The organism is Pseudarthrobacter chlorophenolicus A6, from assembly GCF_000022025.1.
GTDB classification, from domain to species: Bacteria; Actinomycetota; Actinomycetes; order Actinomycetales; family Micrococcaceae; genus Arthrobacter; species Arthrobacter chlorophenolicus.
In genome coordinates this window covers 4,139,974-4,165,148 of the sequence record NC_011886.1, presented here as the reverse complement: position 1 = coordinate 4,165,148, position 25,175 = coordinate 4,139,974, and the positions used below count along the sequence as shown (strand labels likewise).

The following is a 25,175-nucleotide window of genomic DNA, read 5'->3' as shown; positions in this document are numbered from 1 at the left end:
GTGGCAGTTCTGAACGCCAAGGACCTGACGCTGAAATACGATCAGCGCTGCGTGGTGGACGGCCTCAGTGTCGAAATCCCCGAAGGCAGGGTGACCATGATCGTGGGCGCCAACGCCTGCGGAAAGTCCACTCTGCTCCGCGGACTGTCCCGGCTCCTTAGACCTGCCGGGGGCGCTGTGACGCTGGACGGCAAGGACATCCACACCCGCCCTGCCCGCGAACTGGCCCGCACCCTCGGCCTGCTGCCGCAGCATCCCACCGCGCCGGACGGCATCACCGTCCGCGACCTGGTGGGCCGCGGCCGGTACCCGCACCAGGGCTTCTTCCGCAGCTGGAGCGCCGGGGACGACGCCGCGGTGCAGCGTGCGCTGGAGGCCACCGAAACGCTGGCCCTCGCTGGGCGGAACGTGGACGAACTCTCCGGCGGGCAGCGCCAGCGGGTCTGGATCGCCATGGCCCTGGCGCAGGAAACCGACGTTCTGCTGCTGGACGAACCCACCACGTACCTCGACCTGGCCCACCAGGTGGAAGTCCTGGACCTCGTCACGGACCTTAACCGCAGGCGCGGGACCACCGTGGCGATCGTCCTGCACGACCTGAACCTCGCGGCTCGCTACGCAGACAACGTGATTGCCATGAAAGCCGGCGCCGTGGTGGCCGAAGGTACCCCGCGCGAGGTTGTCACCGAGGACCTGGTCCGCAGCGTCTTCAACCTCGAATCCCGCGTCATCCCGGATCCCGTTTCCGGAACGCCCCTGATCATTCCCATCGGCCGCCATCACGTCCCCACCGAACTGGAGCTTGTTTCATGAAGACCCGCGACGCCGCAGCCACCACGTCACAGAACCTCAAGCCCATGAACACAGAACCGATGACGCTGGCCTTCGAGGTCACCGTCTCATCGGTGCAGGAGCTCAGCCCCAACTTCCGCCGGATCACGTTCGGCGGCTACTGCCTCCGCGATTTCGGTGTCCACGGGGACACCCTGGACCTCCGGATCAAGCTGATGATCCCGTCCGTCGCTGCCGACGGAACACAGATTCCCCTGCCGGTCTTCGAAATGAGCGAATCGGGCTGGTACCGCGAATGGCTGGCCATGGACCCCGCCGTGAAGGGCTCGATGCGCACCTACACCGTGCGCGACGCCCGGCTGGACGAGGTGTACCCGGAAATCGACGTGGACTTCGTCATGCACTTTGACGACCACGGAAACGGCGGGCCCGCCGCCAACTGGGCACTGAACGCCAAGCCCGGCGACGCCATCACCATCATCGGCCCCAATAACCGCGCAGCGCACTGCGTCACCGCCGAAATCTACTCCGGCATCGAATGGCGGCCGGGCCTGGCCCAGCGCGTCCTGCTCGCCGGCGACGAGACTGCGATTCCGGCCATCTCCGCCATCCTCGAGAGCCTCCCGTCCTACATGACCGGCCACGCCTTCCTCGAAGTCCCGGAAGCCGGCGACTTCCAGCAGCTCAGCTCGCCGGCGGACATCGAAATCACCTGGCTGGCCCGCGGTGCAGCGATCGGCCGGTCCCGCCCGCACGGCCAGCTGCTGCAGGACGCCGTACGCAAGGCAGTCCCCGTCCCGGGCTGGGTGGGCATCAAAGCCTCCGACGCCGGTGCGGGCCCCGAGCCCGAAGACGTCAACGTGGACGAGGACATCCTTTGGGAGACACCGTCCCGGATGGAAACCGCCGCCATCAGCGCCACCAAGAACCCGGACATGCCCGCCGGTGCCATGCCGTTCTATGCGTGGATCGCAGGCGAAGCAGCCGTCATCAAGGACATGCGCCGCTACCTGGTGCGGGACGTGGGCATCGACCGGAAGCAGGTTGCGTTCATGGGTTACTGGAGGCAGGGCAAAGCCGAAGGGTAAGCCTCTGCCGCCCCCTTGCCTGGGGCGCCGAGACCGGCGCCTTGCCGTCGCTTAGACACCTTCCGGCGCTCCGTTCGGCCGCGGGCGGCCTCACTTCGCTCTGGTCGGCGATGCGCTCCTACGCAAGACGCCGGTCCCAGCTCTGTGCGTTCGTCATCTTTGCTTCACTTCGGCTTTTCCTGCGCTTTCCTTGGTGGGGCTAGGTTGGGCGGGTGGTGCCTGAATCCTTGCTTCCCAGTTCCGGGCGGCGGGTGTTTGTTGCCCTGGGTGACTCGTTCACCGAGGGCGTGGGGGACCGGGACGAGCGGCTGCCCAACGGGGTCCGCGGCTGGGCGGACCGGGTGGCCGAGAAGCTCGCCAAGGCGCAGCCGGGCTGGAAATATGCCAACCTTGCCATCAGGAGCAAACGGCTCCGCCACATCATCGATGAACAACTGGAACCCGCTCTGCGGATGCGGCCCGCCCTGGTCACGCTGTACGCGGGCGGCAACGACATCCTGGACCTGAAAACTGACATGTCCACGCTCATGGCGGACTACGAGGAACTGGTGGCCAGGCTCGCCGCCACCGGGGCCAGAGTGGTCCTTTTCACCGGCTTCGACGTCAAGGTTTCCGCCCTGCTGGAGCCGCTGAAGAAGCGGAACACCTTCTACAACCAGCAGGTGCGGGCCATCGCGGGAAAATATGGTGCGGTGCTGGTGGATTACTGGTGCCTGGACGCCTTCCACGACAGGCGCATGTGGGACTCGGACCGGCTGCACATGTCCAAAGCCGGCCACAAGTATCTTGCCGGGCAGGTCCTGGACCAGCTGGGTGTGCCGCACAAGATCAGGCCCAAGGACTGGGAGCCGCCCACCCCGCTGACGCTGCGGGAATGGGAACGGCGGCAGCGGCGGTGGGTCCACGACTGGGTCCTGCCCCTGTTCGGCCGCAAGCTGCGCGGCGTCACCCTGGGGGACGCGCTCACGCCCCGCTGGCCCGAACCCGTCAAGGTGCCGCGCAAAGGCGGGCTGAAAAAGCTCGCCGCAGGAGCGTCCGACGGCGGCAACGCGCCTTAACGGCCAGGGGCCGCCTCAGCCGGGGGTGCGGGAGGGGTGTCCAGCAGGATCTCGTAGCCGGGGGCCACGCGTCCGGCATGGAACTCCACCACCTCGAAGTCAGCAACGCCGTTCGAATAGAACGGGTCCTGCTCGAGGCTCGCGTCCAGGACTGACCGGTCGGCCTGGGAGAGCAGCAGCCCGCCGGTCCGGGGGACTTTGCGGCCCGCGGCAATGAAGACGCCGTCGTCGAAGGCCTTCTGCAGTCAGGCGATGTGGGCGTCGTTGTGGAAGTCCACAATGTCCTGCGGAACCCGGTAGGTCAGGGAGACAACATACATGCGCCCAGATTACCGGCTCGAAGGGCCCCGGCATTGGGCACCGGCTCCACCGGCCATCCCGCCCTGTCCGTCGGTTGAAGGATCAATCGTAGAATGGGTGCATGACCGAACCGCGCTGGCTGAGTGCCGACGAACGCCGTGCCTGGCTGGCCCTGGTAAGCATCAACACATTGCTCCCGGCCGCGCTGGACACCAAGCTCCATGCTGCAGGCAAGCTTTCCCTGTTCGACTACACCGTCCTGGCCATGCTGTCGGAATCGGAGCAGCGGTTCCTGCCCATGAGCGAACTCGCCGCGCGCACCAGCGCCTCCCTGTCCCGGCTCTCGCACGTAGTGACAAAGCTGCAGAAACGCGGCTGGGTGGAACGCCGTCCGCACCCGCGCGACGCCCGGGTCACCATTGCCCACCTCACCGAGGAAGGCATGTCCACCATCGTGGGCCTCGCGCCCGGCCACGTGGAAGACGTCCGGAACCTCTTCCTCGATGCCCTCACGGAAGAAGACGTCGAGGACCTGGCCCGGATCGGCGAAAAAGTGGTGGGCCGCCTCGATTCAGACCACTGGATCCTGCGCGAAACCCAGCCCTGACCCCTGAACTCCGCCCGGGATTGGTTGCTTCCGGCAACGGGTGGCAAACTAACCGGATGGACTTCACATCCCGGTTTGTTGCCCTCGGCGATTCCTTTACGGAGGGCGTGGGCGACGACGACCCGGCCCGCCCCAACGGCGTCCGCGGCTGGGCTGACCGCGTGGCCGAGCAACTCGGCGCGGGAGACCCCGGATTCGGTTACGCCAACCTCGCCATCCGCGGCAGGAAACTCCGGCAAATCCTCACCGAGCAGGTGGACGCCGCCGTCGAACTCCAGCCCACCCTGGTGAGCATCTACGCCGGCGCCAACGACATCCTGCGCCCCCGGATCGACATCGATGACCTGATGGCCGAATACGACGACGGCGTCCGCAGGCTGAGTGCCACGGGTGCCACTGTGGTGATGTTCACCGGGTTCGACGCGCGCGGCTCGAAGGTGTTCGGCACCATGCGCGGCCGCACCGCCATCTACAACGAACTGGTCCGCGGGATTGCCGGGGACCACGGCGCCCTGCTGGTGGACTACTGGCGCTTCAGTGAGTACTACGACTGGGGCATGTGGGCGCGGGACCGGATGCACATGTCCGCCGCGGGGCACGCCAACATGGCGAAACGGGTGCTGGAGGTCCTCAAGTACGAGCACTCCATTGATGTTCCGCCGATGACCCCGGTTCCGCAGCTCAGCGGGACGGATGCCCTGCGCGCCAACGCCCAGTGGTTCCGTGAATACGCCGCGCCCTGGGTGGCCCGGCGGGTTACCGGCAAGTCCTCCGGCGACAATCTGGCCCCCAAGTACCCGCGGCTCACCAGGCTTCCTCAGCAGGCCTAGCAAGGAGCCCTGGCAGTCAGATCTGGCGGCGGAACGCGGGGGTGGCCAGCAGTGAGCCGTCGGCGTGGACGGCCAGGACCCCAACATCCCACCGGTCCGTGGCGAGATTGAGTACCGGCATCCCGCCGGAGACGATCGCTGTGGCCAGGACGTCCGCCGTCACCACGTCCGCGGCTGCAACAGTGACCTGGACGAAGTCGGAAACACCGTCCACCCGCCAGATGTGTTCGCCGCGCTCGGCCGAGCCGGACGTGGCCAGGGCTGAGTGCGCCCCGGCCCCGCCCAGCGCATAGCCACAGATCAGGGAGTGCCGGTCTGCCGGATCGACAATGCCGGCTTTCCACGCTGCGCCGGACCCCGGAACGGGTGAGCCGCTGACCAGGATGTCGCCGCCGGCGTTGAGGCACCAGTCGCGGCGGCCCAGGGCAAGCAGGGACCGCCCCGCCTCGCGGATCGCGTGGCCCTTGATGAGCCCCGAGAGGTCCAGAACGCCGTCCGGCCGCTCGGGCGAAAAAGCGCCTGCGGTCAGGAGCCGCCACTCGTGCGCCTCCGCATACCGTGCCCGCATCTCCGGTGAGCCGTTCCGGAGCGTCAGTTCGCCGCGGGCCAGGCGGCTGGCTTCCGACGCCGGGCGGTACAGGCTGAACGTCTCGTCCAGTTCGCGGAACAGGCGTTCGACGACGGCGGTTGCCGCTGCGAGTTCGTCCTGGGTCTCCTGCCCTGCCGCGGGGGAGTCCGCGAAGGTCAGGCTGACGACGGTTCCCATGCACTCAAAGGTCCGTGCCGAGAGTTTCGAGCCCGTGTCCGGTAACCGGAGGGGATCAGAGGTTCGCGGCATCGATGGCTGCCTGGAGCGAGGTGAGGTAGGCGTTGCTGGTGACGGTGGCTCCGCTGATGGTCTGGACGTCAGCCGACTGTGCGGCCAGCACCTCGGTCCGCAGGAGCGGCGCCGCACGGTTGCTGATCTGGATGGATTTGCGGTCGTCGTCGGTCAGGTGCAGGGCCGTCACGTCCGTGATCTTCCCTGAGGCCACCGTGATCTGGACCTGCACCGCACCGAACCTCGTCTGGACGTCGGCGCCCTGGTAGGTGCCTGCCGTTGCCGTGCCGCTGCTTGAGGAGCCGGAGCTGCTCGAACTGCCGGAGGAGCCGGACCCGGTGGACCCGCTGGACGTGCCCGAGGACCCGGTGGTGCCGGAACTGCCCGACGAACCCGACCCCGACGAACCCGCCCCGGGCGTGCCCGTCCCTGTCGAACCCGTGGATCCTGCCGTCGTCGTACTTGAACCTGACGCGAGCGTGCTGCTGCCCCCGGCCTGCGTGCCGGCCTGCCAGCCTGCCAGGAGGATGCCGGCGGACGCCACCGCTGCGGCGAGTGTTCCGCGTGCTTTCACCAGTCGAACCTTTCGTGATGGATCTGGTCTTCGGGGACTCCGGCCTGCCGGACGTCAGCGATCACGCTGTCCGCCCATCCAGAAGGGCCGCAGACATAGACGTCGGATTCCGCGACGTCGGGGACGAAAGCCGTGAGCCCGTAGCCGCCCCGGACGGCTTCCTGGGGCAACCAGCTGGAACGGATGCGTGACCTTGGACCCGGAAGATGGAAGAGGCGAACGCCGCGGGTGCGGCACAGGTCCAGGATTTCGCTGCTCAGGTACAGTTCCTGGTCAGTGTGGCCCCTCAGCAGGACGCTCGCGTCCCCTGGAGCGAACGGGGTGGTTTCCAGCAGGGCACGCAATGGCGTGATGCCTATGCCCGCGCCGATCATCACCACCTTCTTCCTGGTGCGGGCCGCGGTGCTGAGGAGGCCGTAAGGGCCCTCGATGGCAACCTTGGTCCCCTTCCGCAACCGCACCAGCTGTGCGGAGCCGGCGCCAAGGTTGCGCACCGTCACGCGCAGGGTGCCTTCGCCGTGCGGTCCGGTGACGGCGGGCTCGGCGGACAGGCTGAACGGGTGGGGGTGCCACCACATTCCGGGTGCCAGGAAGCGCCAGATGAAGAAGCGTCCGCCCGTTTCCGCCAGCCGGTCCAGCTGCCGGCCCGCCATGAAGATGTTGATGACGCCCGGCGCCTCCACCTCCACCCGGGACACCGTGAGCTGGTGCCGAGACGTTGCCAGGAGGGGCTGCAGCACGCGGAAGTACACCAGCGCCGCACCGGTGGCGATGCAAATCGCCAGCCAGTACCACCGCTGCCAGGTACCTTCCGCGAACAGCCCGCCCACGCTGAACTGGTGCGGCAGGGACGTGCCCACGGCAGCGTAGGTGAGGAGGTGGACCGCGTACCAGAACTCGTACGGGAAGCGGCGCCGGACCGCCACCAGGGAGGTCACCACCACCGCAATGAAGAGCCCCATGGAGACGAACGCCAGCCACATGTCCGGGACCTGCTGCCAGAGGGCGATGGACTCGCTGACCGGGTCAAGGCCTTCCGCCATGCCGTATCCCACCGCGAGCAGGAAGCCATGTGCCAGCAGCAGGTAAAGCGAGGGTTTGCCGAGTTTGCGGTGGAACTCCAGCGCCCGGTCATGGCCGATGGTGCGGTCGATGTACGGAATCCGGGCTGCCAGCAGAAGCATCAGCAGGACAAGGTCCATGCCAGCCAAACCGGCCACGATCCCGGCCGCCGTGAACGCAGCGGCGACGGAGCCGACTTCGGCCGCACCGCCGTCGGCAAGCCAGAGGGCGACGGCGGCGGCAACGGAACCCCAGGCAATAACAGTCAGGAGGTCGGCCCTCAGCAGCCGCTGCCGGCGCTGGCGGCTGAACCATCCGCTGCTGTCCCGGGCGGTAGGCGGAGTGCCGGAAACGGATAGGTGCGAAGGCCCCGGCCGGCCGGAGCTGTTGTGCGCCGGAGGTGCCGGCAGGGACTGCGTTTTCATGTACCTAAGATGCGCCGCCAAGCTTTCATTCAGCTGTGAAAACGGGTGTCCGCCACCTGTGACACTATGGGCCTGAACGGGGCGACCGCGGGAAGCCCTTATACACCCAAACACCCCGGATTGGCCTTTAATTGCGCCACCTCGTAGACTTGGTAGGCGCTAAGTGCGCGGAGCGTGCGCAATTGCTCCGGTGGCCCGGTAATTTTCTCCAGGGTAGCCGGTAGTTAGGGGCTCAAGTTGCGTGACTAACCGTTCACCCTGATCACTTTGGGTCGCCCTTAGATGCATGATCCTGCAGCAGATATGCGGATCATTACTTTCAATTCTTGAGGAGAAGTCATGGCAGCACACTGCCAAGTGACCGGGGCCGAGCCGGGCTTTGGGCACAGCATTTCGCACTCGCACCGCCGCAACAAGCGTCGGTTCGATCCGAACATTCAGAAGAAGCGCTACTGGGTTCCGTCCCTGCGCCGTAACGTCACGCTGCAGGTTTCTGCTCGTGGCATCAAGACCATCGACGTACGCGGCATCGACGCAGTCGTCGCCTCGATCCTGGCTCGTGGGGTGAAGCTCTAGTGGCTAAGGACAAGGACGTACGTCCGATCATCAAGCTCAAGTCGACCGCGGGCACGGGTTACACCTACGTAACCCGTAAGAACCGTCGTAACGATCCGGACCGCATGGTTCTGAAGAAGTACGACCCCAAGATCCGCCAGCACGTCGAATTCCGAGAGGAGCGCTAAACATGGCTAAGAAGTCCAAGATTGCTCGCAACGAGCAGCGCAAGGTCATCGTTGAGCGTTACGCTGCGAAGCGCCTCGAGCTGAAGAAGACCCTGGTTGACGAAAACGCAACCGACGAAGCACGCGAAGCAGCCCGCCTGGGCCTGCAGAAGCTGCCCCGCAACGCGTCCCCGATCCGTCTGCGTAACCGCGACATCATCGACGGCCGTCCCCGCGGTACCTTCCAGAAGTTCGGTATCTCCCGTGTTCGCTTCCGCGACATGGCTCACCGCGGTGAGCTCCCGGGCATCACCAAGTCTTCCTGGTAATCCAGCACCGCTGATTCCAGCTGCTTGGGAAGGGCCGGCAACCATTTGGTTGCCGGCCCTTCTGCGTTTAACCCACCCGCCTGGCGGTGGGTGCTGGTTGAGCTTGTCGATCGGTGGTTGAGCTTGTCGATCGGTGGTTGAGCATGTCGAAACCTGTGCGGCAGCACACATTGGCGGAATGACGACGGCAGTAGGCGTCTTGGGTGCCGGACTGCCCGTTTCGCCGCGGAATCCGGGGGATGTTCTCCGCCGGGAGGGCCGGTTTGCGGTGACGCGGCAGGGCGTGTATTGTTTTCTAAGTCGCCGCGGGGGAGACAGTGAAGAACTGATCACCGGGCGGCCAAAAACCCCAAATCAAAGCCAAAATCTGGTTGCTCTTCAGGGCGCTGGAATTCGGTTGGGGCGGTCTTCAATTCGATTTGGATCCTGAAAGATGGATTTGCTTCGAAGCTGGGGATCGGGTAACTTTGAAAAGTTGCTCCGGAGCGATCCTGAACAGAAATTGTTTGGGTGGTGCCGGGTGTGTCTGTTGTTTGAGAACTCAATAGTGTGCCAAGTTTGTTGATACCAATTTATCGTAATTGGTTGAATTTGCTGAATCGTGCCGCCCCTGTGGCGTGGTTTGGTGTTTTTAGCTGGTTTCAAATTTTGTGCAGCTTTTATCGCCGTTATTTCCGGTGGTTTTGGTTGTGTCTGTTTTTGTTTTACTTCAACGGAGAGTTTGATCCTGGCTCAGGATGAACGCTGGCGGCGTGCTTAACACATGCAAGTCGAACGATGAAGCCAGCTTGCTGGTGGATTAGTGGCGAACGGGTGAGTAACACGTGAGTAACCTGCCCTTGACTCTGGGATAAGCCTGGGAAACTGGGTCTAATACCGGATATGACTGATCATCGCATGGTGGTTGGTGGAAAGCTTTTGCGGTTTTGGATGGACTCGCGGCCTATCAGCTTGTTGGTGGGGTAATGGCCTACCAAGGCGACGACGGGTAGCCGGCCTGAGAGGGTGACCGGCCACACTGGGACTGAGACACGGCCCAGACTCCTACGGGAGGCAGCAGTGGGGAATATTGCACAATGGGCGAAAGCCTGATGCAGCGACGCCGCGTGAGGGATGACGGCCTTCGGGTTGTAAACCTCTTTCAGTAGGGAAGAAGCCGCAAGGTGACGGTACCTGCAGAAGAAGCGCCGGCTAACTACGTGCCAGCAGCCGCGGTAATACGTAGGGCGCAAGCGTTATCCGGAATTATTGGGCGTAAAGAGCTCGTAGGCGGTTTGTCGCGTCTGCCGTGAAAGTCCGGGGCTCAACTCCGGATCTGCGGTGGGTACGGGCAGACTAGAGTGATGTAGGGGAGACTGGAATTCCTGGTGTAGCGGTGAAATGCGCAGATATCAGGAGGAACACCGATGGCGAAGGCAGGTCTCTGGGCATTAACTGACGCTGAGGAGCGAAAGCATGGGGAGCGAACAGGATTAGATACCCTGGTAGTCCATGCCGTAAACGTTGGGCACTAGGTGTGGGGGACATTCCACGTTTTCCGCGCCGTAGCTAACGCATTAAGTGCCCCGCCTGGGGAGTACGGCCGCAAGGCTAAAACTCAAAGGAATTGACGGGGGCCCGCACAAGCGGCGGAGCATGCGGATTAATTCGATGCAACGCGAAGAACCTTACCAAGGCTTGACATGAACCGGAAACGCCTGGAAACAGGTGCCCCACTTGTGGTCGGTTTACAGGTGGTGCATGGTTGTCGTCAGCTCGTGTCGTGAGATGTTGGGTTAAGTCCCGCAACGAGCGCAACCCTCGTTCTATGTTGCCAGCACGTGATGGTGGGGACTCATAGGAGACTGCCGGGGTCAACTCGGAGGAAGGTGGGGACGACGTCAAATCATCATGCCCCTTATGTCTTGGGCTTCACGCATGCTACAATGGCCGGTACAAAGGGTTGCGATACTGTGAGGTGGAGCTAATCCCAAAAAGCCGGTCTCAGTTCGGATTGGGGTCTGCAACTCGACCCCATGAAGTCGGAGTCGCTAGTAATCGCAGATCAGCAACGCTGCGGTGAATACGTTCCCGGGCCTTGTACACACCGCCCGTCAAGTCACGAAAGTTGGTAACACCCGAAGCCGGTGGCCTAACCCTTGTGGGGGGAGCCGTCGAAGGTGGGACTGGCGATTGGGACTAAGTCGTAACAAGGTAGCCGTACCGGAAGGTGCGGCTGGATCACCTCCTTTCTAAGGAGCACCTACAACCATCCTGCCGGGTGTATGCCTGGTGGTGGGGTTGTCAGGAGAATGCCCGTTGCACGGACGAATGTTTCGTGGCGGGTGCTCAAGGGTGGAATATCAGCGAATAGGTGCCCGGTGTTGCCGGTGGTGTTGTGAGTACGGACTGATCCTTCGGGGTTGGGTTCCAGGAAAGCGGCTGCTGCTGGTGGTGGTGGGTAGTGTTTGGCACACTGTTGGGTCCTGAAGCAACAGGACCATGCCGGTTGGCTCTTCTTTGTGGGGGGTTGCGGGTGTGGGACGTTTGTTTCTGGTTTCCCTGCTGCACCGATCACGCACATATGTGTGTGGGGTGTGTGGTGTGGGGTTGTTGTTTGAGAACTACATAGTGGACGCGAGCATCTTGTATAAGAAGCAATTTCCAAGATATATGAACCTGGATCTGGTTCGTGCGCTGTGGCCTTTTGGGGTTGTGGTGTGCGGGACGGTTTCATGGTTCTCTCGAAATTAGTTTTTGATCTTTGTGGTCAAGTTTTTAAGAGCACACGGTGGATGCCTTGGCATTAGGAGCCGAAGAAGGACGTAGGAATCTGCGATAAGCCTGGGGGAGTCGATAACCGGACTGTGATCCCAGGGTGTCCGAATGGGGAAACCCCGCTGAGCGCGCGAGTGACTCAGTGACCCGCATCTGAACACATAGGGTGCGTGGAGGGAACGCGGGGAAGTGAAACATCTCAGTACCCGCAGGAAGAGAAAACAATAGTGATTCCGTTAGTAGTGGCGAGCGAACGCGGATCAGGCTAAACCGTTCCATGTGTGATAGCCGGCGGGCGTTGCATGGTCGGGGTTGTGGGACATTACGTGTCAGTTCTGCCGGGCTGACGGGGTGTGGGTGTGCGTATAGGTGAACGGTTTTGAAAGGCCGGCCAGAGAGGGTGTTAGTCCCGTAACTGTAATGCGTTGCACCGCCTTGTTGATGTATCCCAAGTAGTACGGGGCCCGAGAAATCCCGTGCGAATCTGTCAGGACCACCTGATAAGCCTAAATACTCCCTAATGACCGATAGCGGACCAGTACCGTGAGGGAAAGGTGAAAAGTACCCCGGGAGGGGAGTGAAACAGTACCTGAAACCGTGTGCTTACAATCCGTCGGAGCAGCCTTGTAGTTGTGACGGCGTGCCTTTTGAAGAATGAGCCTGCGAGTTAGTGTTACGTCGCGAGGTTAACCCGTGTGGGGCAGCCGTAGCGAAAGCGAGTCTGAATAGGGCGTGTGAGTGGCGTGATCTAGACCCGAAGCGAAGTGATCTACCCATGGCCAGGTTGAAGCGACGGTAAGACGTCGTGGAGGACCGAACCCACTTCAGTTGAAAATGGAGGGGATGAGCTGTGGGTAGGGGTGAAAGGCCAATCAAACTTCGTGATAGCTGGTTCTCCCCGAAATGCATTTAGGTGCAGCGTTGCGTGTTTCTTGCTGGAGGTAGAGCTACTGGATGGCTAATGGGCCCTACAAGGTTACTGACGTCAGCCAAACTCCGAATGCCGGTAAGTGAGAGCGTAGCAGTGAGACTGTGGGGGATAAGCTTCATAGTCGAGAGGGAAACAGCCCAGACCACCAACTAAGGCCCCTAAGCGTGTGCTAAGTGGGAAAGGATGTGGAGTTGCGAAGACAACCAGGAGGTTGGCTTAGAAGCAGCCATCCTTAAAAGAGTGCGTAATAGCTCACTGGTCAAGTGATTCCGCGCCGACAATGTAGCGGGGCTCAAGTACACCGCCGAAGTTGTGGCATTCAAATATTAGCTAAGCCCTTGTGGTTCAGGCGTTTGGATGGGTAGGGGAGCGTCGTGTGGGCAGTGAAGTCGCGGTGGAAACCAGCGGTGGAGCCTACACGAGTGAGAATGCAGGCATGAGTAGCGAAAGACGGGTGAGAAACCCGTCCGCCGAATGATCAAGGGTTCCAGGGTCAAGCTAATCTGCCCTGGGTAAGTCGGGACCTAAGGCGAGGCCGACAGGCGTAGTCGATGGACAACGGGTTGATATTCCCGTACCGGCGAAAAACCGCCCATGTTGAACAGGGGATACTAACTGCCCGAGACCTGCCCGACCGTCCTTTGGATGGAAGGGTTTTGGTGGAGCGCAGGACCTGATCCTGGGAGGCAAGCGTATTAACAGGTGTGACGCAGGAAGGTAGCCGAGCCGGGCGATGGTTGTCCCGGTCTAAGGATGTAGGGCGAGTGGTAGGCAAATCCGCCACTCATGATGCCTGAGATCTGATGGGACCCCCGTTTGGGGGGATTTGGTGATCCTATGCTGCCGAGAAAAGCATCGACGCGAGGTTTTAGCCGCCCGTACCCCAAACCGACACAGGTGATCAGGTAGAGAATACTAAGGCGATCGAGAGAATTATGGTTAAGGAACTCGGCAAAATGCCCCCGTAACTTCGGGAGAAGGGGGGCCCCAACCTTGATGGACACTTGCTGTCCGGAGGGGATCGGGGCCGCAGAGACCAGGGGGAAGCGACTGTTTACTAAAAACACAGGTCCGTGCGAAGTCGCAAGACGATGTATACGGACTGACTCCTGCCCGGTGCTGGAAGGTTAAGAGGACCGGTTAGCCGTAAGGCGAAGCTGAGAATTTAAGCCCCAGTAAACGGCGGTGGTAACTATAACCATCCTAAGGTAGCGAAATTCCTTGTCGGGTAAGTTCCGACCTGCACGAATGGAGTAACGACTTCCCCGCTGTCTCAACCATAAACTCGGCGAAATTGCAGTACGAGTAAAGATGCTCGTTACGCGCAGCAGGACGGAAAGACCCCGAGACCTTTACTATAGTTTGGTATTGGTGTTCGGAGTGGCTTGTGTAGGATAGGTGGGAGACGTTGAAGCCCGGACGCCAGTTCGGGTGGAGTCATCGTTGAAATACCACTCTGGTCACTTTGGACATCTAACTTCGGCCCGTAATCCGGGTCAGGGACAGTGCCTGATGGGTAGTTTAACTGGGGCGGTTGCCTCCTAAAAAGTAACGGAGGCGCCCAAAGGTTCCCTCAGCCTGGTTGGCAATCAGGTGTCGAGTGTAAGTGCACAAGGGAGCTTGACTGTGAGAGAGACATCTCGAGCAGGGACGAAAGTCGGGACTAGTGATCCGGCGGTACATTGTGGAATGGCCGTCGCTCAACGGATAAAAGGTACCTCGGGGATAACAGGCTGATCTTGCCCAAGAGTCCATATCGACGGCATGGTTTGGCACCTCGATGTCGGCTCGTCGCATCCTGGGGCTGGAGTAGGTCCCAAGGGTTGGGCTGTTCGCCCATTAAAGCGGTACGCGAGCTGGGTTTAGAACGTCGTGAGACAGTTCGGTCCCTATCCGCTGCGCGCGCAGGAAATTTGAGAAGGGCTGTCCTTAGTACGAGAGGACCGGGACGGACGAACCTCTGGTGTGTCAGTTGTACTGCCAAGTGCACCGCTGATTAGCTACGTTCGGATGGGATAACCGCTGAAAGCATCTAAGCGGGAAGCTCGCTTCGAGATGAGATTTCCATACACTTTATGTGTGAGAGGCCCCCAGCCAGACCACTGGGTTGATAGGCCGGATGTGGAAGCGAGGACTAACGACTCGTGAAGCTGACCGGTACTAATAGGCCAACAACTTACACCACACAGATACATACAAAACTCTGCTTGCGTCCACTATGTGGTTCCCAACCAACAACCCAACACGTTGCTGGCCGGAACCAAACAACTAAATACACAACACCACACAGCTGTCCAATGGACAGCGAGTTGTAACCACAGTTTTCCCACACCACCCCCGCGGGGTTGGTGACGGGTGAAAGGGTTACGGCGGTCATAGCGTGGGGGAAACGCCCGGTCCCATTCCGAACCCGGAAGCTAAGACCCACAGCGCCGATGGTACTGCACCCGGGAGGGTGTGGGAGAGTAGGACACCGCCGGACATAAATTACGTAGGGCCCTGACAAAGGAACGTCAGGGCCCTACGACTTTAACCACCACACACCAGGGAACACCCCCGCCCACTTACGGCAGCTCCCACCCGGACCCCCGCTCACTTATGGCGGTTCCCACCCGGACCCCCGCTCACTTGTGGCGGGTCTGACCCGGACCCCCGCTCACTCGTGGCGGCGTAGACCTGGGCCCCCGCAGAAACTCAGGGACACCCCCCCCGAGATGCCCCATCAGATAACGCACCTAACACCCCCTGTGAGGAGCGATATCTGATAGCGCAACAAGGGGCCCGGGCAACCACCAAAAGTGAGCGCGCGTCGCAAAGATAGCCACCACAAGTGAGCGCGCGTCACAGGTCTCGGAGGTGGCTGGGGATCGGGGACGCATAGACTTACGGCCTATGAGTCCCCGATCCCCAGAGCCGCGACAGGGCCGTGCCACCATCCTCGATGTTGCCGCCGCGGCCGGCGTCTCGCGGCAGACGGTCACCCGGGCCATGAACGACATGACCGGGATCAGCCAGGCCACTCGGGAGCGCGTGCAGCTGATCGCGGCAGAGCTGGGTTACACCCCCAGCAGGTTTGCCAAGGGCCTAGTCCAGGGCGCACGGACTTCGATAGGCCTGGCCATCCCCGACCTCACCAATCCGTACTTTCCAGCGTTTGCCTCCAGCGTCGTTGAGGCCGCCACGGAACGGGGATGGAACGTGGTGGTGGATGACTATGGCCACGGCACAGCTAACGCCCTGGATGCCGCTGCCCGGCTGGCGCCCCAGGTGGACGCACTCATCGGCTACCTCGGGGACCACGCAGTCGCAGCCCAGGCGATGCTGGGCCGGCGGCCCGTCGTCGGGCTCGATGACCCCCAGGCACAGGCAGCCGGCTCGATCTCCTTTGACTACGCCTACGCAGCCCGGCTGGGTCTGGAAAGGCTCGTGGCCCACGGGTGCAGGAATATAGCCTTCCTGGATTCGAGCCAGGGCGGTATCGCCGCGGGCAGGGGCTCTGCCGTGTCCGCCGCAGCAGCGGAACGCGGGCTTCAGCTGATGAAGATTGCGGCGGAGCCCTCCGCGGTCCATGCCCGGGAGGCAGTGACCGCATTTCTGGCCGGTAAGGCCGAGATAGACGGACTCCTGGTCTTCAATGACCTGATGGCGGCCGGCGCACTGAAGGCATTGCAAGCCGCAGGACGGAACGTGCCCCGGGACGTCGCAGTCATCGGGATGGACGGAATACCACTGGGGTTGCTGGTGTCCCCCGAGCTGACCACGCTGTCCCTGGACCTGCGATCCGTGGGCCGGGCCGCCGTCGACCTCCTTGAAGGCCTCTTGTCCGGAGCTATTGAACCGAGGGGCAGTGCCTCGGCCCTGCTCCTGCGGCACGAACTGGTGGTGCGCCAGTCGGCCTAGGTGGGCTGATGTGCAAACGCACCCTACCCATGCAGGGACCGAACGGCTAGGCTTGTACGTGCGTCACGTGAACGTTCACGAAGAATGCTATTTGCCCCCTGCCTTCAAGGAAGTCCCATGCCTGTCCAGTCCCCCACAACGGTGTCGAATGCTGCTGCAAGTGATGCCTCCGACTCTGTGCCGCGCAATCTTGAACTCGGCGCAGGAGGCGTTCTCGAGCTCTCCTCAGTGGCTCCGGGGCGGGGTGCGCTTGCTCCCCGGGCCTATCTCGCCAGCGATGCGCCGCGGCTGTCCCTGAACGGCGACTGGCAGTTCCGCCTCAGCCCGGGCATCCGCAGCGCCCCCGCCGAGGGGTGGCAGCTGGGCCAGGATCTGGACGGCTTCGAAACCCTGCCCGTTCCGTCCAGCTGGCCCATGCACGGGCACGGCGCACCGGCGTACACCAACATCCAGTTTCCGTTTGCCGTGGAACCCCCGCATGTGCCGGAAGCCAACCCTATTGGTGACCACCTCCTGACGTTCCACGCCGGCCCGGAGTTCTTCCCCAACGCACTGCTGCGTTTCGACGGCATCGACTCCGCCGGCACGGTGTGGCTGAACGGCGTCGAACTCGGCACCACCCGCGGCAGCCGCCTTGCCCACGAATTCGACGTCTCAGGAATCCTTACGGAAGGCAGCAACACCCTCGCCGTGCGGGTGGCGCAGTTCTCGGCCGCCAGCTACGTGGAGGACCAGGACATGTGGTGGCTCCCGGGGATCTTCCGGGACGTCACCCTTCAAGCCCGCCCTGCGGACGGCATAGACGACGTCTTCGTCCACGCTGACTACGACGCCGGCACAGGCGAAGGTGTGCTGCGCGTGGAGGCGAGCCGGGGCGGAAAAGCGATTGACGCCGTCGTACGCGTTCCCGAACTGGACCTGGAGCTTAAGGCCGGCCAGGAGCACCGCCTGCCATCCGTAGCGCCGTGGTCGGCAGAGGAGCCCCGCCTGTACGAAGCCACGGTCAGCACCCCGGCCGAAACGGTGTCCTTGCAGCTGGGATTCCGCAGCATCACCATCGAAGACTCCCAGTTCAAGGTGAACGGGCGGCGGATCCTGCTGCGCGGGGTGAACCGCCACGAGCACCATCCCCGGCTGGGGCGCGTGGTTCCGCAGGAGGTGATGGAGGCGGAGCTCAAGCTCATGAAGCAGCACAACATCAACGCAATCCGCACATCGCACTACCCGCCCCACCCAAAATTCCTTGCCCTGGCTGACCAGCTTGGTTTCTACGTCGTGCTCGAGTGCGACCTGGAAACGCACGGGTTCGAGAGCGCCGGCTGGGCCCAGAACCCGAGCGATGATCCCCAATGGGAGGACGCCCTGCTGGACCGGATGCGCCGGACGGTGGAGCGGGACAAGAACCATGCAGCCGTCGTGATGTGGTCGCTGGGCAACGAATCCGGGACCGGCCGGAACCTGGCCGCGATGTCGCGCTGGACCAAGGACCGCGACCCGTCCCGCCCCATCCACTACGAGGGTGACTGGTCCTCACCCTACGTTGACGTGTACTCCCGCATGTACGCCAACCAGGCCGAGACTGCACTGATTGGACAGGGAACTGAGCCTCCACTCGATGACCCCGAGCTGGATGCCCGGCGCCGTGCCATGCCCTTCGTGCTGTGCGAATATGTTCACGCCATGGGCAATGGCCCGGGAGGAATGACCGAGTACCAGGAACTCTTTGAACGCCACCCCAGGCTGATGGGCGGCTTCGTCTGGGAGTGGCTGGAACACGGAATCGCCGTCCCCACGCCGGGTGGCGGTGAGCACTTCGCCTATGGCGGTGATTTCGGTGAGGAAATTCACGACGGCAACTTCGTCACCGACGGACTGGTGGACGCCAATCGCCAACCCCGGCCCGGCCTCCTCGACTTCAAGCGCGTCGTGGCGCCGCTGCGGATCCAGGTTGCCGGGGACTGGTCCGGCTTCACCGTCCACAACGGACACGATTTCACCGACACGTCCCCGTTCAGCTTCCAGTACACGGTGGAGGCCGACGGCGACACTATCGACGGCGGCACGGTGGAGGTTCCGCGCGTCGCGCCGCAGTCCGCGGCCACAGTTGCGTTGCCCGCCGGCCTTCCGCACACGGACGGGCCGGCAGTCCTCACCGTCAGCGCCGTTCTCACCGCTGCGACGTCCTGGGCCGGCACCGGCCACGAGATCGCCTGGGGCCAGTCCGTCCGTGGCGTCGCGCGTGTTGAAGAGCCCCGCGCTGCTGAATCCGTGGCCGCCACTGACGATGAGCTGCGGCTGGGCCCGGCGGTGTTCAGCAGGCTGACGGGGATGCCCACACGCATAGGCGGCATCAGTGTGGCAAAGCTGGGGCTCTCGCTGTGGTGGCCCCCCACCGACAATGACCTGGGCAGGGAATGGGGCGGCGCCGACCTCCGGCCCCTGGCCACCCAATGGAAGGATGCAGGGCTTGACCGGCTCCATACCCGGCTGCTTGGCATTAGCGCTGAACGCACCGACGATGGCGGGGAGCGGCTCGTCACGAGGACCAGGGTGGGTGCCGCGGACAAACAGTTCGGGGTCCTTGTGGACTACACGTGGACCAGTGACGGGGAATCGCTGGCGCTCCGAACCCAGGTCCGGCCGCAGGGATCCTGGGTCAACGCCGGATTTGAGGTGGAGTGGGCCCGGATCGGCCTGGAACTGGTGCTGGACGGCGGGACGTCAGCGGTGAGCTGGTTCGGGCAGGGACCGCACCAGGCTTATCCGGATACGGGGCAAGGCACGCGGACGGGATGGTTTTCCATGCCCTTGGGTGACCTCGATGTTGAGTATGCGCGGCCCCAGGAGTCCGGTGCCCGCGCCGGTGTCCGCTCGGCTGCCCTTGAGGTGGATGGCGCCACGTTGGACATCGCCGGCGAGCCCTTTGCCCTGACGGTACGCCCCTACAGCCAGGCCGCACTCAACGAAGCAACCCACCGGCCTGACCTGGCAGCCGACGGGCGGACCTACATCTACCTCGACAACGCCATGCGTGGTGTGGGCACCGGAGCCTGCGGTCCGGGTGTCCTCGATCCGTACCGCCTGCAGCCACGGGATGCCGACTTCACGGTAGTGCTGCGGGTCCGTCCGTAGGCCGCAAAGACATGTGAGCCACTGCATATCAGGCAGTTTCGGCCGCTAGGGCGGTTGGGGAGTGCTGATGGCCCTCAGGATCCCTGTGTTTGTGGGGGTTTTGGGGGCCATTGGTCGTCCCGGGGGTGGATTTGCGGTGGGGTTGGTGGGCGTGTATTGTTTTCTGAGTCGCCGCCGCTGATGCGGAAAGAAAGCGACCGACCCCCCGTTATGAACAGCCTGAAATGGTTCGCAGTTGTGCGTGCCGGATTAGGGTGGGGGCCCTTCCTGTGGTGCTTGTGGATGGCGGAAACGCCGGTTTGCAAAGCTTCCGGGGATCGGGTAAGTTTGAAAAGTTGCTCCGGAGCGATCCTGAACAGAAATTGTTTGGGTGGTGCCGGGTGTGTCTGTTGTTTGAGAACTCAATAGTGTGCCAAGTTTGTTGATACCAATTTATCGTAATTGGTTGAATTTGCTGAATCGTACCGCCCCTGTGGCGTGGTTTGGTGTTTTTAGCTGGTTTCAAATTTTGTGCAGCTTTTATCGCCGTTATTTCCGGTGGTTTTGGTTGTGTCTGTTTTTGTTTTACTTCAACGGAGAGTTTGATCCTGGCTCAGGATGAACGCTGGCGGCGTGCTTAACACATGCAAGTCGAACGATGAAGCCAGCTTGCTGGTGGATTAGTGGCGAACGGGTGAGTAACACGTGAGTAACCTGCCCTTGACTCTGGGATAAGCCTGGGAAACTGGGTCTAATACCGGATATGACTGATCATCGCATGGTGGTTGGTGGAAAGCTTTTGCGGTTTTGGATGGACTCGCGGCCTATCAGCTTGTTGGTGGGGTAATGGCCTACCAAGGCGACGACGGGTAGCCGGCCTGAGAGGGTGACCGGCCACACTGGGACTGAGACACGGCCCAGACTCCTACGGGAGGCAGCAGTGGGGAATATTGCACAATGGGCGAAAGCCTGATGCAGCGACGCCGCGTGAGGGATGACGGCCTTCGGGTTGTAAACCTCTTTCAGTAGGGAAGAAGCCGCAAGGTGACGGTACCTGCAGAAGAAGCGCCGGCTAACTACGTGCCAGCAGCCGCGGTAATACGTAGGGCGCAAGCGTTATCCGGAATTATTGGGCGTAAAGAGCTCGTAGGCGGTTTGTCGCGTCTGCCGTGAAAGTCCGGGGCTCAACTCCGGATCTGCGGTGGGTACGGGCAGACTAGAGTGATGTAGGGGAGACTGGAATTCCTGGTGTAGCGGTGAAATGCGCAGATATCAGGAGGAACACCGATGGCGAAGGCAGGTCTCTGGGCATTAACTGACGCTGAGGAGCGAAAGCATGGGGAGCGAACAGGATTAGATACCCTGGTAGTCCATGCCGTAAACGTTGGGCACTAGGTGTGGGGGACATTCCACGTTTTCCGCGCCGTAGCTAACGCATTAAGTGCCCCGCCTGGGGAGTACGGCCGCAAGGCTAAAACTCAAAGGAATTGACGGGGGCCCGCACAAGCGGCGGAGCATGCGGATTAATTCGATGCAACGCGAAGAACCTTACCAAGGCTTGACATGAACCGGAAACGCCTGGAAACAGGTGCCCCACTTGTGGTCGGTTTACAGGTGGTGCATGGTTGTCGTCAGCTCGTGTCGTGAGATGTTGGGTTAAGTCCCGCAACGAGCGCAACCCTCGTTCTATGTTGCCAGCACGTGATGGTGGGGACTCATAGGAGACTGCCGGGGTCAACTCGGAGGAAGGTGGGGACGACGTCAAATCATCATGCCCCTTATGTCTTGGGCTTCACGCATGCTACAATGGCCGGTACAAAGGGTTGCGATACTGTGAGGTGGAGCTAATCCCAAAAAGCCGGTCTCAGTTCGGATTGGGGTCTGCAACTCGACCCCATGAAGTCGGAGTCGCTAGTAATCGCAGATCAGCAACGCTGCGGTGAATACGTTCCCGGGCCTTGTACACACCGCCCGTCAAGTCACGAAAGTTGGTAACACCCGAAGCCGGTGGCCTAACCCTTGTGGGGGGAGCCGTCGAAGGTGGGACTGGCGATTGGGACTAAGTCGTAACAAGGTAGCCGTACCGGAAGGTGCGGCTGGATCACCTCCTTTCTAAGGAGCACCTACAACCATCCTGCCGGGTGTATGCCTGGTGGTGGGGTTGTCAGGAGAATGCCCGTTGCACGGACGAATGTTTCGTGGCGGGTGCTCAAGGGTGGAATATCAGCGAATAGGTGCCCGGTGTTGCCGGTGGTGTTGTGAGTACGGACTGATCCTTCGGGGTTGGGTTCCAGGAAAGCGGCTGCTGCTGGTGGTGGTGGGTAGTGTTTGGCACACTGTTGGGTCCTGAAGCAACAGGACCATGCCGGTTGGCTCTTCTTTGTGGGGGGTTGCGGGTGTGGGACGTTTGTTTCTGGTTTCCCTGCTGCACCGATCACGCACATATGTGTGTGGGGTGTGTGGTGTGGGGTTGTTGTTTGAGAACTACATAGTGGACGCGAGCATCTTGTATAAGAAGCAATTTCCAAGATATATGAACCTGGATCTGGTTCGTGCGCTGTGGCCTTTTGGGGTTGTGGTGTGCGGGACGGTTTCATGGTTCTCTCGAAATTAGTTTTTGATCTTTGTGGTCAAGTTTTTAAGAGCACACGGTGGATGCCTTGGCATTAGGAGCCGAAGAAGGACGTAGGAATCTGCGATAAGCCTGGGGGAGTCGATAACCGGACTGTGATCCCAGGGTGTCCGAATGGGGAAACCCCGCTGAGCGCGCGAGTGACTCAGTGACCCGCATCTGAACACATAGGGTGCGTGGAGGGAACGCGGGGAAGTGAAACATCTCAGTACCCGCAGGAAGAGAAAACAATAGTGATTCCGTTAGTAGTGGCGAGCGAACGCGGATCAGGCTAAACCGTTCCATGTGTGATAGCCGGCGGGCGTTGCATGGTCGGGGTTGTGGGACATTACGTGTCAGTTCTGCCGGGCTGACGGGGTGTGGGTGTGCGTATAGGTGAACGGTTTTGAAAGGCCGGCCAGAGAGGGTGTTAGTCCCGTAACTGTAATGCGTTGCACCGCCTTGTTGATGTATCCCAAGTAGTACGGGGCCCGAGAAATCCCGTGCGAATCTGTCAGGACCACCTGATAAGCCTAAATACTCCCTAATGACCGATAGCGGACCAGTACCGTGAGGGAAAGGTGAAAAGTACCCCGGGAGGGGAGTGAAACAGTACCTGAAACCGTGTGCTTACAATCCGTCGGAGCAGCCTTGTAGTTGTGACGGCGTGCCTTTTGAAGAATGAGCCTGCGAGTTAGTGTTACGTCGCGAGGTTAACCCGTGTGGGGCAGCCGTAGCGAAAGCGAGTCTGAATAGGGCGTGTGAGTGGCGTGATCTAGACCCGAAGCGAAGTGATCTACCCATGGCCAGGTTGAAGCGACGGTAAGACGTCGTGGAGGACCGAACCCACTTCAGTTGAAAATGGAGGGGATGAGCTGTGGGTAGGGGTGAAAGGCCAATCAAACTTCGTGATAGCTGGTTCTCCCCGAAATGCATTTAGGTGCAGCGTTGCGTGTTTCTTGCTGGAGGTAGAGCTACTGGATGGCTAATGGGCCCTACAAGGTTACTGACGTCAGCCAAACTCCGAATGCCGGTAAGTGAGAGCGTAGCAGTGAGACTGTGGGGGATAAGCTTCATAGTCGAGAGGGAAACAGCCCAGACCACCAACTAAGGCCCCTAAGCGTGTGCTAAGTGGGAAAGGATGTGGAGTTGCGAAGACAACCAGGAGGTTGGCTTAGAAGCAGCCATCCTTAAAAGAGTGCGTAATAGCTCACTGGTCAAGTGATTCCGCGCCGACAATGTAGCGGGGCTCAAGTACACCGCCGAAGTTGTGGCATTCAAATATTAGCTAAGCCCTTGTGGTTCAGGCGTTTGGATGGGTAGGGGAGCGTCGTGTGGGCAGTGAAGTCGCGGTGGAAACCAGCGGTGGAGCCTACACGAGTGAGAATGCAGGCATGAGTAGCGAAAGACGGGTGAGAAACCCGTCCGCCGAATGATCAAGGGTTCCAGGGTCAAGCTAATCTGCCCTGGGTAAGTCGGGACCTAAGGCGAGGCCGACAGGCGTAGTCGATGGACAACGGGTTGATATTCCCGTACCGGCGAAAAACCGCCCATGTTGAACAGGGGATACTAACTGCCCGAGACCTGCCCGACCGTCCTTTGGATGGAAGGGTTTTGGTGGAGCGCAGGACCTGATCCTGGGAGGCAAGCGTATTAACAGGTGTGACGCAGGAAGGTAGCCGAGCCGGGCGATGGTTGTCCCGGTCTAAGGATGTAGGGCGAGTGGTAGGCAAATCCGCCACTCATGATGCCTGAGATCTGATGGGACCCCCGTTTGGGGGGATTTGGTGATCCTATGCTGCCGAGAAAAGCATCGACGCGAGGTTTTAGCCGCCCGTACCCCAAACCGACACAGGTGATCAGGTAGAGAATACTAAGGCGATCGAGAGAATTATGGTTAAGGAACTCGGCAAAATGCCCCCGTAACTTCGGGAGAAGGGGGGCCCCAACCTTGATGGACACTTGCTGTCCGGAGGGGATCGGGGCCGCAGAGACCAGGGGGAAGCGACTGTTTACTAAAAACACAGGTCCGTGCGAAGTCGCAAGACGATGTATACGGACTGACTCCTGCCCGGTGCTGGAAGGTTAAGAGGACCGGTTAGCCGTAAGGCGAAGCTGAGAATTTAAGCCCCAGTAAACGGCGGTGGTAACTATAACCATCCTAAGGTAGCGAAATTCCTTGTCGGGTAAGTTCCGACCTGCACGAATGGAGTAACGACTTCCCCGCTGTCTCAACCATAAACTCGGCGAAATTGCAGTACGAGTAAAGATGCTCGTTACGCGCAGCAGGACGGAAAGACCCCGAGACCTTTACTATAGTTTGGTATTGGTGTTCGGAGTGGCTTGTGTAGGATAGGTGGGAGACGTTGAAGCCCGGACGCCAGTTCGGGTGGAGTCATCGTTGAAATACCACTCTGGTCACTTTGGACATCTAACTTCGGCCCGTAATCCGGGTCAGGGACAGTGCCTGATGGGTAGTTTAACTGGGGCGGTTGCCTCCTAAAAAGTAACGGAGGCGCCCAAAGGTTCCCTCAGCCTGGTTGGCAATCAGGTGTCGAGTGTAAGTGCACAAGGGAGCTTGACTGTGAGAGAGACATCTCGAGCAGGGACGAAAGTCGGGACTAGTGATCCGGCGGTACATTGTGGAATGGCCGTCGCTCAACGGATAAAAGGTACCTCGGGGATAACAGGCTGATCTTGCCCAAGAGTCCATATCGACGGCATGGTTTGGCACCTCGATGTCGGCTCGTCGCATCCTGGGGCTGGAGTAGGTCCCAAGGGTTGGGCTGTTCGCCCATTAAAGCGGTACGCGAGCTGGGTTTAGAACGTCGTGAGACAGTTCGGTCCCTATCCGCTGCGCGCGCAGGAAATTTGAGAAGGGCTGTCCTTAGTACGAGAGGACCGGGACGGACGAACCTCTGGTGTGTCAGTTGTACTGCCAAGTGCACCGCTGATTAGCTACGTTCGGATGGGATAACCGCTGAAAGCATCTAAGCGGGAAGCTCGCTTCGAGATGAGATTTCCATACACTTTATGTGTGAGAGGCCCCCAGCCAGACCACTGGGTTGATAGGCCGGATGTGGAAGCGAGGACTAACGACTCGTGAAGCTGACCGGTACTAATAGGCCAACAACTTACACCACACAGATACATACAAAACTCTGCTTGCGTCCACTATGTGGTTCCCAACCAACAACCCAACACGTTGCTGGCCGGAACCAAACAACTAAATACACAACACCACAATGTTGTAACCAC

At 61.1% G+C, this 25,175-nt stretch carries 14 protein-coding genes, 5 rRNA genes and 1 pseudogene; 15 read left to right on the top strand and 5 right to left on the bottom strand.

Annotated elements, in window-relative coordinates; translation table 11 throughout:
• From ACHL_RS18715 to ACHL_RS18705, 3 genes are all read left to right on the top strand, one after another.
• Positions 1–813, top strand: a complete 813-nt coding sequence (locus ACHL_RS18715) for an ABC transporter ATP-binding protein (RefSeq protein WP_015938879.1) — start codon at positions 1–3, stop codon at positions 811–813.
• Positions 810–1,880 (top strand): siderophore-interacting protein, encoded by a 1,071-nt coding sequence (locus ACHL_RS18710; protein ID WP_015938878.1) that lies wholly within the window; start codon positions 810–812, stop codon positions 1,878–1,880. Before ACHL_RS18715 ends, ACHL_RS18710 begins: the two co-directional genes overlap by 4 nt.
• 212 nt (positions 1,881–2,092) lie before the next feature.
• Positions 2,093–2,938 carry an SGNH/GDSL hydrolase family protein gene (locus ACHL_RS18705; RefSeq protein ID WP_015938877.1) on the top strand — a complete coding sequence of 282 codons (846 nt, stop codon included), beginning with the start codon at positions 2,093–2,095 and terminating at the stop codon, positions 2,936–2,938.
• Here ACHL_RS18705 and ACHL_RS24750 read toward each other — a convergent pair.
• A pseudogene (locus tag ACHL_RS24750) lies at positions 2,935–3,258 on the bottom strand (YciI family protein). The gene ACHL_RS18705 and the pseudogene ACHL_RS24750 sit on opposite strands and share 4 nt — an antisense overlap.
• Positions 3,259–3,359: 101 nt before the next feature.
• Here ACHL_RS24750 and ACHL_RS18700 point away from each other — a divergent pair.
• Both ACHL_RS18700 and ACHL_RS18695 read left to right on the top strand, forming a co-directional pair.
• On the top strand, positions 3,360–3,845 hold the full coding sequence (locus ACHL_RS18700; RefSeq protein WP_015938876.1) for a MarR family winged helix-turn-helix transcriptional regulator: 486 nt from the start codon (positions 3,360–3,362) through the stop codon (positions 3,843–3,845).
• Positions 3,846–3,901: 56 nt separating this feature from the next.
• Positions 3,902–4,675 carry an SGNH/GDSL hydrolase family protein gene (locus ACHL_RS18695; RefSeq protein ID WP_015938875.1) on the top strand — a complete coding sequence of 258 codons (774 nt, stop codon included), beginning with the start codon at positions 3,902–3,904 and terminating at the stop codon, positions 4,673–4,675.
• A 16-nt stretch (positions 4,676–4,691) separates the two neighbouring features.
• Here the strand turns inward: ACHL_RS18695 and ACHL_RS18690 are convergent, their stop codons facing one another.
• From ACHL_RS18690 to ACHL_RS18680, 3 genes are read right to left on the bottom strand one after another with little or no spacing between them, the layout of a single operon-like run.
• Positions 4,692–5,441 carry an FAD:protein FMN transferase gene (locus tag ACHL_RS18690; RefSeq protein ID WP_043794239.1) on the bottom strand — a complete coding sequence of 250 codons (750 nt, stop codon included), beginning with the start codon at positions 5,439–5,441 and terminating at the stop codon, positions 4,692–4,694.
• 55 nt (positions 5,442–5,496) lie between these two features.
• Positions 5,497–6,069 (bottom strand): FMN-binding protein, encoded by a 573-nt coding sequence (locus tag ACHL_RS18685; RefSeq protein ID WP_015938873.1) that lies wholly within the window; start codon positions 6,067–6,069, stop codon positions 5,497–5,499.
• Positions 6,066–7,556: a ferredoxin reductase family protein gene (locus ACHL_RS18680; protein ID WP_015938872.1), complete on the bottom strand. Its 1,491-nt coding sequence runs from the start codon at positions 7,554–7,556 to the stop codon at positions 6,066–6,068. Before ACHL_RS18680 ends, ACHL_RS18685 begins: the two co-directional genes overlap by 4 nt.
• A gap of 339 nt (positions 7,557–7,895) precedes the next feature.
• Here ACHL_RS18680 and rpmB point away from each other — a divergent pair, with 339 nt between their 5' ends.
• Genes rpmB through rpsN form a run of 3 tightly spaced genes read left to right on the top strand, consistent with a single transcriptional unit; the run spans position 7,896 to position 8,607 of the window.
• Entirely contained in the window at positions 7,896–8,132 is a 237-nt protein-coding gene (gene rpmB, locus ACHL_RS18675) for a 50S ribosomal protein L28 (protein WP_015938871.1), read from the top strand.
• Positions 8,132–8,299, top strand: coding sequence for a 50S ribosomal protein L33 (rpmG, locus tag ACHL_RS18670; RefSeq protein WP_013602737.1), 168 nt, complete (start codon positions 8,132–8,134; stop codon positions 8,297–8,299). The genes rpmB and rpmG overlap by 1 nt, the downstream gene beginning before the upstream one ends.
• Positions 8,300–8,301: 2 nt before the next feature.
• Positions 8,302–8,607 carry a 30S ribosomal protein S14 gene (gene rpsN, locus ACHL_RS18665; RefSeq protein WP_015938870.1) on the top strand — a complete coding sequence of 102 codons (306 nt, stop codon included), beginning with the start codon at positions 8,302–8,304 and terminating at the stop codon, positions 8,605–8,607.
• Between the two features lie 329 nt (positions 8,608–8,936).
• Here rpsN and ACHL_RS24260 read toward each other — a convergent pair whose 3' ends face one another.
• Positions 8,937–9,152, bottom strand: a complete 216-nt coding sequence (locus tag ACHL_RS24260) for a hypothetical protein (protein WP_139187376.1) — start codon at positions 9,150–9,152, stop codon at positions 8,937–8,939.
• A gap of 164 nt (positions 9,153–9,316) precedes the next feature.
• Between ACHL_RS24260 and ACHL_RS18660 the strand changes: the two genes are divergently transcribed.
• From ACHL_RS18660 to ACHL_RS18630, 7 genes are all read left to right on the top strand, one after another.
• A 16S ribosomal RNA gene (locus tag ACHL_RS18660) occupies positions 9,317–10,838 on the top strand.
• 516 nt (positions 10,839–11,354) lie between these two features.
• Positions 11,355–14,480: ribosomal RNA gene (locus ACHL_RS18655) — 23S ribosomal RNA — on the top strand.
• A 180-nt stretch (positions 14,481–14,660) separates the two neighbouring features.
• Positions 14,661–14,777 (top strand): 5S ribosomal RNA (gene rrf / locus ACHL_RS18650).
• The 16S, 23S and 5S rRNA genes sit together here, the layout of an rRNA operon.
• 410 nt (positions 14,778–15,187) lie before the next feature.
• Positions 15,188–16,195: a LacI family DNA-binding transcriptional regulator gene (locus ACHL_RS18645; RefSeq protein ID WP_015938869.1), complete on the top strand. Its 1,008-nt coding sequence runs from the start codon at positions 15,188–15,190 to the stop codon at positions 16,193–16,195.
• 117 nt (positions 16,196–16,312) lie between these two features.
• On the top strand, positions 16,313–19,327 hold the full coding sequence (locus ACHL_RS18640; RefSeq protein ID WP_015938868.1) for a glycoside hydrolase family 2 TIM barrel-domain containing protein: 3,015 nt from the start codon (positions 16,313–16,315) through the stop codon (positions 19,325–19,327).
• Positions 19,328–19,896: 569 nt separating this feature from the next.
• A 16S ribosomal RNA gene (locus tag ACHL_RS18635) occupies positions 19,897–21,418 on the top strand.
• A gap of 516 nt (positions 21,419–21,934) precedes the next feature.
• A 23S ribosomal RNA gene (locus tag ACHL_RS18630) occupies positions 21,935–25,060 on the top strand.
• The last annotated feature ends 115 nt before the right edge of the window (positions 25,061–25,175 follow it).

Excerpts from the sequence above, each read along its gene's own strand:
- rpsN (WP_015938870.1), top strand. The coding sequence starts at position 8,302 with ATGGCTAAGAAGTCCAAGATTGCTCGCAACGAGCAGCGCAAGGTCATC.
- ACHL_RS18680 (WP_015938872.1), bottom strand. The coding sequence starts at position 7,556 with ATGAAAACGCAGTCCCTGCCGGCACCTCCGGCGCACAACAGCTCCGGC.
- ACHL_RS18710 (WP_015938878.1), top strand. The coding sequence starts at position 810 with ATGAAGACCCGCGACGCCGCAGCCACCACGTCACAGAACCTCAAGCCC.
- ACHL_RS18690 (WP_043794239.1), bottom strand. The coding sequence starts at position 5,441 with ATGGGAACCGTCGTCAGCCTGACCTTCGCGGACTCCCCCGCGGCAGGG.
- ACHL_RS18695 (WP_015938875.1), top strand. The coding sequence starts at position 3,902 with ATGGACTTCACATCCCGGTTTGTTGCCCTCGGCGATTCCTTTACGGAG.
- ACHL_RS18645 (WP_015938869.1), top strand. The coding sequence starts at position 15,188 with ATGAGTCCCCGATCCCCAGAGCCGCGACAGGGCCGTGCCACCATCCTC.
- rpmB (WP_015938871.1), top strand. The coding sequence starts at position 7,896 with ATGGCAGCACACTGCCAAGTGACCGGGGCCGAGCCGGGCTTTGGGCAC.
- ACHL_RS18700 (WP_015938876.1), top strand. The coding sequence starts at position 3,360 with ATGACCGAACCGCGCTGGCTGAGTGCCGACGAACGCCGTGCCTGGCTG.
- ACHL_RS18640 (WP_015938868.1), top strand. The coding sequence starts at position 16,313 with ATGCCTGTCCAGTCCCCCACAACGGTGTCGAATGCTGCTGCAAGTGAT.